The sequence below is a fragment of the Blastocatellia bacterium genome (genome assembly GCA_035573895.1).
Taxonomy (GTDB): domain Bacteria; phylum Acidobacteriota; class Blastocatellia; order HR10; family HR10; genus DATLZR01.
The window spans coordinates 37,530-49,198 of the sequence record DATLZR010000126.1; the positions used below are offsets into that span (position 1 = coordinate 37,530).

Genomic DNA, 11,669 nt, shown 5'->3' on the forward strand with positions numbered 1-11,669 from the left:
GCGCACTCCTTCGGAGAACGCAGCGGATCCGGTGCGATATCTCGATCGCGGTCGTCCGAGCGTCATTGGCCGTCCTGCTCCTCCTTCTCTTCTCTCGCTCGGGCGAGTTCTTTAAGCTCGCGGGCCAACTGGCGGAGTCGTTCGTTCACCCGGTAGTTGAACGTCCCCTCGGGGAACTGGCCGTGAGCGTCCTTCTCTCCGGCCTCCATTCCCGTGAGAATTTCCACCGCCTCGTCCACCGTCGCAACCGGATAGATGTGAAATTTCCCCTCGCGAATGGCCTCGACGACCTCTCGCCGCAGCATCAGGTTCTTGACGTTTTGATGAGGGATGATGACGCCCTGGTCGCCGGTCAATCCCTTAGCTTTGCAGACATAGTAGAAGCCCTCGACCTTTTCGTTGACTCCGCCGATGGGTTGAATCTGACCCTTCTGGTTGACCGATCCGGTGATGGCAATATTTTGCTTGAGGGGGACGCCGGCCAGACTCGACAGCAACGCGATCAACTCGGCCGCCGAGGCGCTATCGCCTTCGACCATCTCGTAGGATTGCTCGAAGCAGAGGCTGGCGGCGAGGCTCAGGGGTTTATCCTGAGCGTAGCGAGCCCCCACATAGCCGCTGAGGATGAGCACGCCCTTGTCGTGGATATTGCCGCTCAGTCGCGAGCGCCGTTCGATATTGATGACGCCTTCTCGTCCCATGAAGGTCTCGCAGGTGATGCGCGTCGGACGACCGAAACTGTAATCGCCGAGACTCAGAACGGCCAATCCGTTGATTTGCCCGGGAACGGCTCCCGTCACATCCACCAGAATGTCACCGCGCGCGATCATCTCCTGAATCCGCTCCTCGACGCGATTGGAGCGGAAGATCTTCTCCTCGATGGCGCGTTCGACATCGGCGCGCGTGACCTGCGCGTGACCCGCCTGACGCGCCCAGAAGCTGGCCTCCCGCAGAACATCCGAGACCTCGCCAAACTGCGTCGAGAGTTTGGTCTGATCTCCGGCCAGCCGCGAGCTGTACTCGATGATGGCGGCGACAGCATCTCGATCGAAGTGAGCCAGCCCCTCCCGATCGCAGCAGGATTTGATGAAATACGCATATTGCAGGAGATTCTCCGGCGTGCGATCCATCTGAGTATCGAAGTCGGCCTTCACCTTAAAGAGCTTGCGAAAATCCTCGTCGAAGGTGTAAAGCAACAGGTGCAGGAGCGGACTGCCGATGAGAACGATCTTCACATCCACGGCGATGGGTTCGGGCCGCAACCCCGTCGTACTCACCAACCCGTATTGGGTCGCAACATCTTCGATCCTCAACTCGCCGCTTTCGACGACGCGCTTGAGGGAATCCCAGACGAAGGGATATTTCAATACGTCCAGCGCTTCAACGACGAGGAAGCCCCCGTTGGCGCGGAGGATCGAACCGGCTTTGATCTTGGTGAAGTCCGTCACCAGAGCGCCAAATCGAGCCTCGCGCTCGATGGCCCCGAACATATTGGTGTAGGTCGGATTGGGCTCGAAGACGATGGGAGCGCCCTGCGTGTCGGAGTTATCCACCAGTACATTCACCTGGTAGGGGACAAAAGGTGAGGTCTCCTCCACCCGAAGGCCGGGCGTCGGCTCGGCTTCGGGTTTGCGCTTGAAGACCTCGCGATTCTCCAGCACACTCTCCTGAACCTGATCGAGATAGTCGAGCACCTCCGGATAGTCGCTATACCGACGCTTCAGTTCGTCGGCGAACTGGCGAACGATGAACAGGAGGGTGAGCCGCTCCAGCTCCTCGGCTCTCTCACGGGCCTGGCGTTCGAGTGCTCTCACGTCATCGAGCAGTCGGGCGATCTCTTCGTTGAACTCCTGCAATCGCCGTCGCAGCGCTTCCCGAACCGTCTCGGGAAGGGCGTCGTATTCTTCCTGGCTGATGGGCTTGCCGTTGACGAGCGGGCGGGTGACGATCCCTGTGGGAGTGATGCGAAACTGAATCCCCTCGCGGCTGGCCCGCTGCTCCAGTTGCGCAAACAGGGCAGCACTCGACTCCTGATAGCGGCGGACGATCTCCGCTTGCTGATCCTCGTACTCTTTGCTCTGGAGCGCCTTGGGAATCTCCTCCCGCAGTCGGGCGATGAAACCATCCATATCGCGCTTGAGCTGGCGACCCATTCCAGCCGGCAAATGCAGTGCCCGAGGCCGATCCGGATCCCGAAAATTATTGACCAAACAGACATCCCCCGGAACCGGCCTCTGGCGGGCCAGATCATCGAGCATGGCACGGATGAGACTCGTCTTGCCCGTACCCGGCGGCCCGGTGAGGAACAAATTGTAGCCCCGGGATTCGATGTTCAAGCCAAAACGAATCGCCGATACCGCCCGCTTCTGTCCGATGAACCCAGCGGGAGGCGGCAAGCTCGCCGTCGTTTCAAAATCGAAGACCGTGGGATCGCACGCGGCATACACGTCTTCGGCCGACAATCGTCGAATCTCTCTCACGATGACACGCTCCTTATCTCCATATCGCAAACGGGAGATAAGCTTACACGAAGTCCGGCGGAAGAAGGAATCGAAAAACGCTCCATCACCACGAGGGCGTCGAGCGCTCCGCCCGGGATTCGGTCATTTCGGAAGGGCTCACCACAACAGCCTCCCTCAGCCCCCTGGATGAGCCATCGGTCGCCGGTCAGGCAAAGGTTCCATCCGGGATGCGCTCAGGGCAACTCCCCTTGAGGCAGCGCGCGACGGGAATCCCTTCCTCCTCGTGATCGAAGTTTCGCCTGGCCTGTGCTATGATAAAGCCGCATGTCTTAGAACGACGACGATAATTCAGGAGGAGCGGGCAATGATGAGAAAATCACCAAACATCGTCGCGTGCGGGGCCCTCCTTCTGGCGGGCCTTTTCACTCTGGCCCTGGGACAGGGGCAGACGGAAGAGCCGGTAGCTACGACGCGAATGTATTCCAATCTCCGATGGAGCGTCGAGCGTAATGCCCTGGTTGGAGCCAATATCCGCATCACCCGGGAGGGTGATGAGATTCGCGGGTCTTATATTGTCTTCGAGCAGAATCCTCAAGGAACTCACTATCGCTTCACCGGAACGGCCCGGGGAGATCATCTCACCTTTACCGTCCGGGTCGCCGGCGCGACGCTTCGCTTCAGCGGTCGGATGACTGAAGACGAGCTGATCGGAAAGATGACCACCATCCGTCCGGATGGAACGCGAGAGGAGAAGGATTTCAAAGCCCGGCGGATGTGGCGACACTAAGGCATGCGAGAGCAAGCCAATCGAGCCAATCGCCATCTATGGATGAGATTCGTCAGCCGCGAATAGAACTGGTTTATTCGATCCTGTGCGATGATGTCCGGCTGGAGGTCGGCAACAAGCTGACGCTCGTCGGGGTGTTTCATGCCATTTATGTTCCCCATGTTCCGGTGACGGTCCTGAAGTTCGCCGTGTTGAACCACTGGCGGGGGGAAGGTCAGTATCTGTCGGAGGTGCGCATTCTCTCGCCCGAGCGCTCTCAGGCGATTGTGGCGTCACATCCGACGAGCTTTCATATTCCGCCCGATGGCTACGCCGACAATGTCACGGTCTTTGCTAACGTGACGTTCCCGGTTGCCGGGGATTATATCGTGCAAACGCTGGTGAACTCGATGCTCTTTGCCGAGCAGCGGCTCCCGGTGGGCGTGCTCCCCTCCGAACCGATGGATCGGATCACCAGCGACCGCATCCATTGAGAACCATGGCCAGGACCGTCCGTCCGAACACGAGGAACCAGCCACCGGCGTCACCCGGAGCCGCTTTTTTGGAACCGGCGGCGGCATCGGACGTGTCAGCCAGTGAGCGTCAGAGTGAGAGGGAGATGTCGGCTCAGGCGAGGGCGATCAGGTGTGAGACCGAGGTGGCGACGGTGGCTTCGCTCCCGTACCACGCGCGCGACGATCATGAGCTGATGGTGGCGACGCGCGCCGGTGATGAATCAGCGTTTTATGAGCTGGTGCGCCGGTACCGCTCGCCCATCACCAACTACATCTATCGGATGGTGAGCGATTACGAGACGGCCGTTGATCTGGCTCAGGAGACGTTCGTGCGCCTCTACACGCACGCCGATCGCTACCGCGCCAATCACCACTTCTCCACCTACATCTACAAAATCGCCAGTAATCTGGCGATCAGCGAGCTGCGGCGGCGAAAACGCTGGAATCTGATCTCGCTCGTCTCCTTCTTCGCCAGTTCGGATGAGACCGACGCCGGTGACGATAAGGATTTGGATCTGCCCGACACGCGACCGCTCCAGGATGCTCAACTGCTGGAGGACGAGCAGCGGCGCGTCGTTCGGCGGGCGGTGGCTTCCTTGCCGGAGAAATACCGGGCCGCCATCATTCTGCGGGACATCGAGGGATTGGAGTACGACCGCATCGCCGCCATTTTGCAGCTCCCGGTGGGAACCGTCAAATCGCGAATTAATCGCGCCCGCAGCTTCCTGCGGGAAAAACTCCGCGCCTATATGCGGGAGAGAGAACCATGACATGTCATCAGGTGAGAGCGCGTTTCGATCCGAGCGACATCGCCTCGGCGGAGGTGACTCACCATCTGGCCCGCTGCGCCGATTGCCGCGCCTACGCTGAGGAGATGCGCCGCGTCTATGACCTGCTGGCCGAGTGGAAACATGAGCGCGTCGCTGTGCCCGAGGACTTTGACGATCGCCTGCGCCACCGTCTGGCCGAGCATCGGGCGATCCCCTCGGTCAGGCGCATCCTCTTCGCCGCTCCTTCGATGGCGCTAGCGGCTTCGCTCCTCGTGGCGACGGTCGCCGGCGTAATTTATTTCCGCATCTCGCAGCAGACACCGCCACAGGTATCGCCTCGTTCGAGCGAAACGGCGACGGCGAACATTCGCCCCGAGACCGGAGCACAGCCGTCCCCATCGCCTGCGCCTTCTCTTCCCTCGTTGTCCGAATCATCGCCACCGAGCGACACGTCCCCGGAGGAAACAGTGGCGGCCGCCGATTCCTTACCGCGCTCCCGTTCATCCGTGGCAGGACATCCCCGGCTGGCGATGGAATCGGCGAGCACGGGAGTCGTCCTGTTCATCCGCGATGAAGAGACCGACGAAGAGAGCATTGTTCCGATTCCCCCTGTGGTGTTTGGCTCCCGTCCTCTCTTTCCGTTGAATGTGAGCACACGACTCATCCGGGAGGAGAAACGAGGAGTGCTATGAGGAAAGGCGAGGACAGCCGGCTCACCGCCATGGTGAAGCACAGATCGTCAGGCAGCCGAGAGCGGTGGCGACTCTGGATCGTCCTTCTGCTCATCGTCTGGGGAGTACCGGCGTTTGCCGAATCCCGGAGCGCAAACCCGGCGCAACAACCGGAGGCGAGGGAGACCCCCTGGCTCGTGACGGTGATTCATCGTGCTCGTGTGAGCGATCTGGTCACGACTTTGCGTCGGCGTGGCCTTCGGGTGGCTGCCCTCGACGGTATCTCGCCGACACAGCACATCACCAACGTGACATCGGGTATTGTGATTGACCCGGCGGGACGAATTCTCGTCCGACTGGCCACCATCAGCCCGGAGGCTCGCCCGGAAGATGTCACCGTCATTACTGCCGATGGACGGACGTTTCATCCGACCCGCATCGGCTGTGACGAAACCAGCGGCTATACCGTCATCGAGGTTCCCGGCTTAGGCATCGCACCGCCGCCTTTCGCTCCGCTGCCGACACCGACCGAGGCGTTGCCGGTTCAGATCATCTCTCAGGTGCCCGATCTGACCGAGGAACACAAGGCTCTGCTGTCTTCGCTGGGCCTGGGGCGAGATGACCGGTTCGCTCTTCCTCAGCCGCCTACTGCGCCACTGAAGTCGGCTTCAGGATCATCCCCGTCCTTGCCCGGTCGAGCCGCACCCTCCCAGCCATCGAAGCTGTGGTCGCTGCGGTGGAAACTCGACTCAGCCCGGCTCGCGCAAAGGATCGTCGGCGACACGGCGGAGAAACATCCCGCCGTCATCGTCGAGGTCTCCGATGACGAATGGTCCGCCGATGGGAGCGTTGTCCTCAACGACAAGAACGAAGTCATCGGCGTCGCCGAGGAAGTGAGTCCGAGGACCTACTTTCTCAATCCCATTGCGACGCTGCGCCAGTTGGTGGAGCAACTGACCCGGCAGATGGCGAAAGCCACGACGGCCACTGCCGAGAAGATTAAAGCCCGCCTGGCCCAAAGCACTCGCAGCACGACGGCTGCCGCAGCGAATATCCTCACGCGCTTCGGCGGATGGCTGGGAATTCGCGCGACGAATCTGGCGGAAACTGATGAGGCCACACGGGCTCGATTGAGAAATCTACCTGAGAAAGCCGTCATCATCACCGATGTTGTCGCCGAAGGTCCGGCGGCCCGCGCCGGAGTGCGAACCGGTGATGTCCTGCTTTCGTTCAACGGGCAGCGCCTCTCCTCGGTGGATCATCTGGCCGAACTGATCGCCACCACGCCAATTGGCCAGGAAGTCACGCTCGATGTCTGGCGCGAGGGGACGCGGCAGGCGATTACGACCCGCATTGAGGATCGCCCCGCATCCTTTGCCGGTGCGCCCACGGAACGGGCCGAGGTACCGGTTTCTGCTCCCCCGCGGCGTCCGTCTGAGCGAACAATCTCCGCATCGGGTGACCACCGACCGTCCTCCCGCATTACGCTCACCCAGCTTGGACTCAAGGTGACCGATTTGACCGAGCAACTGGCGACGTTCTTCGGCGTGGCGGATCGCCCTGGCCCCCTCATCACGGAAGTCACTGCCGGGAGCCCGGCGGCTCGTGCCGGACTCCGAGCGGGAGACATCATCACCGCGATCAACGGCACGCACACGCCCACGCGCCGTGATCTTCTCCGGGTGTTGCGGCTCATTGAATGGCGGGACTCGACTACTCTCTCCGTTGGCCTTGTGCGCGACCGTCAGCCTCTGGTCGTCTCCCTGCGGCTGTCACGATGAGACGCCTTCCGCCTGATCGCTGATGTCACCGAGGATGCCATCGAGACGATTCTCCCGATCTCACCAACTGAGCTGTCTCCTCGCTTTCGGGCTCGTGGCAACGAGCGGCATCGTCCCGGGGGGAGTACCGCAACAGCCTCTCCTGGTGCGGGTCAATGTCAGCGCCTTCGATGCGACCGGGAAGCCACTCACTGATCTTCGACTCGAAGAGTTCACCGTCCGCGAAGCCGGACGCGAACAACCGATTCGTCGCTTCCTTCCCCCGCAGGCTCCGCTCAAGATCGTCCTGCTCATAGATACGAGCGCCAGCATGATTGAATGGCTCAGACCGGTGACCGAACAGCTTGTGGATTTCATCCTCAGCCTGGGGCCTTACGATGAGGTCTCCGTCATTTCCTTCAGCAGCAACGTCACGCTCGAGACCGACTTCACGTTCAACCCGGAGCGCTTGCAAACGGTCCTGAAGAAGCTGGAGCCAGCGCACGATCCCCGCGATGTGACCAAGCTCTACGATGCCGTGGCCATCGCCCTCGAGCGCTTGACCGAGCAGGGCCGGGCGCGTACGGCCTTGCTCCTTGTCACCGACGGCGAGGACGCCGGGAGTCGAGAGGCGAAACGGGATGAAACGCTCGATCTGGCCAGTCGAAGTTTCGTGACGATCTATCCCATCTACGCCACGCGGCGTCGGGGTGGAAAAAACGACTATCTGGAACGGTTGGCCCAAGCGACCGGGGGCGAGTGGTATCGCACCGATGCGACGCTTCCCCGTGAGCTGGGCGCGCTCGCCCGCCATCTCCGCTATCATTACGTGCTCGGTTACGCCCCGACCGTCAGCGAGAGTCCGGCGGGAAAGATTCCCATCGAGGTGCGCGCGTCCCGATCGGACGCGCGCTTGACGGCCACAACGGGTTACCGCCTTTTCATCAAGAAATAGCGCATGCGCCGTCTTCTGACATAGAATCTCTTCCGGAGGAGGTGTTCGTGGGGGAGGGAGCGTGCGCCACAGGCCGCGCGGACTTTCCGGTCTGCCAAACCACAGGCTGCAGAAGTTGCCCCACATCTCCGGTGAGGTCATGGGACGATGCGGCAATATCTCGATCTCCTCAATGAGATTTTAACGCGTGGCGTCAAACGGGCTGACCGAACGGGAGTCGGCACGCTGAGCCTCTTCGGCTATCAGATGCGGTTCGATCTGAACCAGGGCTTCCCCTTGCTGACGACGAAGAAACTCCACCTCCCTTCGATCATCAACGAGCTGCTGTGGTTTCTTCACGGCGAAACGAACAATCGCTGGCTGGAGAGTCGCGGCGTAACCATCTGGCGAGAGTGGGCGCGGGAGGATGGAGCTTTGGGGCCGATCTATGGCAAGCAGTGGCGGCGCTGGGAACAGATCGAGTTCGTCGTCCCCACGGTCTTCGAGTCGCCGCCGATCACTCTCCGGGATGGGCTCGTGGCCGGCGTCGGCTACGGTTTGCAGCGGCGCGACGAATCCGAGTGGACGCGGCATCTCTACGAGGTCTGGAGCCAGATGCTCCATCGCTGCTACGATCCCTCCTGGCCCGACTATCCCGAGTACGGTGGACGCGGCATATTCGTGGATGAGCGGTGGCACGACTTCAACAATTTTCTCGCCGACGCGCCGCAGCTCCCCAATGGGCTGCTTAAGCGGGAGTTTCCTGACGAGTACGAACTGGATGTCGAATACTACGCAACCAACAAGTACGGTCCCAAGACCTGCCTCTGGCTGAGCAAACAGGAGCGAGTCCTTAATGCCGGTCCGGCGATCCTGGCCGAGAGCCCCTGGGGGGAGCGCATCGTGACCTTGAACGTGGCCGGATTGTGCCGGGACTACGGCCTTGATCAACAGGCGGTGGAGGGCTGCCTTCGGGGAGAGAGCGAGACTCATCAGGGGTGGAGATTCACATCGGTGGAAACGGCGTCGGGACTGCGACCTCGCCTGCGCATCCGCGATCAGATCAAAGAAGCCGTCGCTCTCATCAAGCACGCGCCCACGTCGCGCCGGATCATCGTCAGCGCCTGGAACGTCTCGGAACTCGAACGCATGAGCCTGCCTCCTTGCCATCTTCTCTTTCAGTTTTATGTCTCCGAGGGACGCCTGTCGTGCCAGGTCTACCAGCGCAGTGCCGATGTGTTTCTCGGTGTTCCCTTCAACATCGCCTCCTATGCGCTGCTTACGATGATGATGGCTCAGGTATGCCACCTGCAGCCGGGGGAGCTGATTCTCACCCTTGGCGATGCCCACCTCTATCTGAACCATCTCGAACAGGCACGATTGCAGCTCAGTCGGCAACCCCGACCGCTGCCCCGGATGTTGCTCAATCCCGAGGTGCGATCGCTCGACGACTTTCGCTACGAGGATTTCACCCCGATCGGCTACGACCCCCATCCTCCGATCAAAGCTCCCGTGGCGGTATGACGATCTCGATCATCGTCGCCATGTCGTTAAATCGCGTCATCGGACGCGACAATCGCCTGCCGTGGAAGTTGCCGGCGGATCTCCGGCGATTCAAACGCCTGACGATGGGACATTGCCTGATTATGGGACGCAAGACCTATGAATCCATCGGGCGGCCTCTTCCCGGGCGAACGATCATCGTCCTCACGCGCCAATCCGATTACGCGCCGCCGGGCGTTGTCGTCGCCCACACATTGGATGAGGCGCTGGCGCTGGCTTTCGGGGACGAAGTCTTCATCGCCGGAGGCGCCGAGATCTACCGGCAAACGCTACCGCTTGCCGACCGTCTTTATCTCACCCTGATCGAGCAGGAGGTCACCGGCGACGCCTTCTTCCCTCCCCTGAACGAGGCTGACTGGCAGCTCATCAGCCAGGAGCATTACGATGCCGACGAGGAGAATCCTTACCCTCATCGCTTCCTCGTCTACGAACGGAAACGCGAGGAGCCCGCGAAACTCGTTCGTTCCACCGGGACCGGCTGATCCTCCTGAATTCTCAACGCCGTTTGGGGATGAGTTTAATCTCGAAGAGCTTGGGCCAGAGCTTGCCGGTGACAAACAGGCGATCTCCGGCAGCGTCGTAGGCAATGCCGTTGAGGACGTCCACCGGCGGACGGCGATCCTCCTCCGTCAACAAGCCCGCCAGATGGATCCACGCCAGAACCCGTCCCGTCTTGGGGGAGATTCGAGCGACTCGCTCGGTCAACCAGACGTTGGCGTAGATCTCGCCCTTGACGAATTCCAGTTCGTTGAGAGAGGAGACGGGAACGCCTCGATCACGGACGACCAGGCGCTTGACTTCCTTAAACGTCTCCGGATCGAGGAAGCGCAATGTCGCCGTCCCATCGCTCATAATCAGATGCTGACCATCATGAGTGAGCCCCCAGCCCTCGGTCCGGTAGGTGAACTGGCGCAGCGGCTGGAAGCTTTCCTTGTCATAGACCCAGCCGACTTGCTCGCGCCAGGTCAATTGAATGAGCGTGTCTTTCCACAGCGTGAGACCTTCGCCGAAATAGTTCTCAGGAAGCCGATAGAGCTTGAGGACTTTTCCCGTCTCCAGTTCCACCTGACGCAGACTCGATTGCCCGTAAAGACCGGTGCTTTCGTAGAGCACGCCGTTGTCATAGACAAGCCCCTGGGTGAAGGCCGTGCGATCATGAGGATAGACGTTGACGATCTGATAGGTGTAAATCAGCGTCGGCGAGAGCGTCAGAGTCTGCGTCCGCGGCGCAAAACCCGCTATCCCTTCAGCTCCGAGCAGAATCAGAACGACACCGAGGCAGCGAGCCATGATCGTCTCTTCCTCACCTGAGGGGGAAAAGTCCAAGCCGCGAACCCATTTCGGCGATGATGATGAGGCCGAGGCCGATGCTCGTGCCGCTCGCCAGCGTGCGAATCACCAGGTTGGCGCGTTCGAACCGTCGGGCCGTGTAAGCAAACGGCGAGCCGATGAGCGTACTCATCGCCATCATCCCGACAATCGAACCGAGACCGAACAGGGCGAGATAAAAAAGGCCATGAAGGACCGACGGCATCGCCGACAGAACCAGCACGGTCAGAGCGGCGCTGCCAGCCAGCCCGTGAACCATGCCCACAAAAAGTGGCCTATAAACCCCGAAATCGGGATGGGCGTGCGCGTGATCGGGGCGGTGCTTGTGCGAGTGAAGGTGGGTATGCCAGTACCCGTCGTGCTCATGGCGATGGAGGTGAACCTTCTCCCGCATGAGGGAAACGGCCACGGCCAGACCTAATACGACGAGCATGAAGCCAACGATAAGCTCCAGGCTGTGGGCGAGCGCCGGTGGCACCGTCACCTTGAAACCGAGTACGACCAAACCGACCACTGCCAGGGTGATCGTGTGACCGATGCCCCAGAAGATTCCCGCCAGTGAGGACCGCCAGAGGCTCTTGTGCTCGGCGACGATCGTCGAGACCGCCACAAGGTGATCGGGATCCAGCGCATGTTTGATCCCGAAAAGGAACCCCGCCGCCAGGCTAAGCGTCAGAGGGGCTGCGTCCGTCACGGGTCCGTCTCCTCGGGCTTCGACTGAGCGGCCCGCGTCGCCACTTTGACGCGAGCCGGCCGCAACAATCGGTCTCCGATCATGTAGCCGGGCTGGTACTCGTCAATGACGGTGTTCTCCTCGTGATCGTCCCGCTCTTCGGTGGAGATCGCCTCATGGCGCGTCGGATCGAACGGCTTGCCGATAGTTTCGATCCGTCGGACGC

11 protein-coding genes and 2 pseudogenes are annotated in these 11,669 nt (G+C 60.9%); 9 read left to right on the forward strand and 4 right to left on the reverse strand.

What is annotated here, in order from left to right:
• Positions 1–62: 62 nt before the first annotated feature.
• On the reverse strand, positions 63–2,480 hold the full coding sequence (locus tag VNM72_11400; protein HXF06006.1) for an ATP-binding protein: 2,418 nt from the start codon (positions 2,478–2,480) through the stop codon (positions 63–65).
• A 346-nt stretch (positions 2,481–2,826) separates the two neighbouring features.
• Between VNM72_11400 and VNM72_11405 the strand changes: the two genes are divergently transcribed.
• The 9 genes and pseudogenes from VNM72_11405 to VNM72_11445 all read left to right on the forward strand — a co-directional run bounded on the left by VNM72_11405 (position 2,827) and on the right by VNM72_11445 (position 9,923).
• Positions 2,827–3,249 carry a hypothetical protein gene (locus VNM72_11405; protein ID HXF06007.1) on the forward strand — a complete coding sequence of 141 codons (423 nt, stop codon included), beginning with the start codon at positions 2,827–2,829 and terminating at the stop codon, positions 3,247–3,249.
• A gap of 38 nt (positions 3,250–3,287) precedes the next feature.
• Positions 3,288–3,722: a hypothetical protein gene (locus VNM72_11410; GenBank protein HXF06008.1), complete on the forward strand. Its 435-nt coding sequence runs from the start codon at positions 3,288–3,290 to the stop codon at positions 3,720–3,722.
• A 164-nt stretch (positions 3,723–3,886) separates the two neighbouring features.
• Positions 3,887–4,513 (forward strand): sigma-70 family RNA polymerase sigma factor, encoded by a 627-nt coding sequence (locus VNM72_11415; protein ID HXF06009.1) that lies wholly within the window; start codon positions 3,887–3,889, stop codon positions 4,511–4,513.
• A complete protein-coding gene (locus VNM72_11420) occupies positions 4,510–5,205 on the forward strand; it encodes a hypothetical protein (protein ID HXF06010.1) in 696 nt (231 codons plus the stop codon). Before VNM72_11415 ends, VNM72_11420 begins: the two co-directional genes overlap by 4 nt.
• Positions 5,202–6,965: a PDZ domain-containing protein gene (locus tag VNM72_11425; protein HXF06011.1), complete on the forward strand. Its 1,764-nt coding sequence runs from the start codon at positions 5,202–5,204 to the stop codon at positions 6,963–6,965. The genes VNM72_11420 and VNM72_11425 overlap by 4 nt, the downstream gene beginning before the upstream one ends.
• A 34-nt stretch (positions 6,966–6,999) precedes the next feature.
• Complete coding sequence (locus tag VNM72_11430) at positions 7,000–7,899, forward strand: VWA domain-containing protein (protein HXF06012.1); 900 nt, start codon at positions 7,000–7,002, stop codon at positions 7,897–7,899.
• A 147-nt stretch (positions 7,900–8,046) separates the two neighbouring features.
• Positions 8,047–8,349: pseudogene (thyA, locus tag VNM72_11435) on the forward strand (thymidylate synthase).
• A gap of 579 nt (positions 8,350–8,928) precedes the next feature.
• Positions 8,929–9,402 (forward strand): annotated as a pseudogene (thyA, locus tag VNM72_11440) (thymidylate synthase).
• Positions 9,399–9,923 carry a dihydrofolate reductase gene (locus VNM72_11445; GenBank protein ID HXF06013.1) on the forward strand — a complete coding sequence of 175 codons (525 nt, stop codon included), beginning with the start codon at positions 9,399–9,401 and terminating at the stop codon, positions 9,921–9,923. Before thyA (VNM72_11440) ends, VNM72_11445 begins: the two are co-directional and overlap by 4 nt.
• A 13-nt stretch (positions 9,924–9,936) precedes the next feature.
• Here VNM72_11445 and VNM72_11450 read toward each other — a convergent pair whose 3' ends face one another.
• From VNM72_11450 to grpE, 3 genes are all read right to left on the reverse strand, one after another.
• Positions 9,937–10,731 (reverse strand): glutaminyl-peptide cyclotransferase, encoded by a 795-nt coding sequence (locus tag VNM72_11450; GenBank protein ID HXF06014.1) that lies wholly within the window; start codon positions 10,729–10,731, stop codon positions 9,937–9,939.
• 13 nt (positions 10,732–10,744) lie between these two features.
• On the reverse strand, positions 10,745–11,464 hold the full coding sequence (locus tag VNM72_11455) for a sulfite exporter TauE/SafE family protein (protein HXF06015.1): 720 nt from the start codon (positions 11,462–11,464) through the stop codon (positions 10,745–10,747).
• Positions 11,461–11,669, reverse strand: a 209-nt coding sequence (grpE, locus tag VNM72_11460; GenBank protein ID HXF06016.1) for a nucleotide exchange factor GrpE, incomplete at its 5' end; no start/stop codon positions are given. The genes VNM72_11455 and grpE, both read right to left, overlap by 4 nt.

Coding starts and splice junctions, on each gene's coding strand:
- VNM72_11405 (HXF06007.1), top strand. CDS start 2,827: ATGATGAGAAAATCACCAAACATCGTCGCGTGCGGGGCCCTCCTTCTG.
- VNM72_11410 (HXF06008.1), top strand. CDS start 3,288: ATGGATGAGATTCGTCAGCCGCGAATAGAACTGGTTTATTCGATCCTG.
- VNM72_11420 (HXF06010.1), top strand. CDS start 4,510: ATGACATGTCATCAGGTGAGAGCGCGTTTCGATCCGAGCGACATCGCC.
- VNM72_11425 (HXF06011.1), top strand. CDS start 5,202: ATGAGGAAAGGCGAGGACAGCCGGCTCACCGCCATGGTGAAGCACAGA.
- VNM72_11430 (HXF06012.1), top strand. CDS start 7,000: ATGCCATCGAGACGATTCTCCCGATCTCACCAACTGAGCTGTCTCCTC.
- VNM72_11445 (HXF06013.1), top strand. CDS start 9,399: ATGACGATCTCGATCATCGTCGCCATGTCGTTAAATCGCGTCATCGGA.
- VNM72_11450 (HXF06014.1), bottom strand. CDS start 10,731: ATGGCTCGCTGCCTCGGTGTCGTTCTGATTCTGCTCGGAGCTGAAGGG.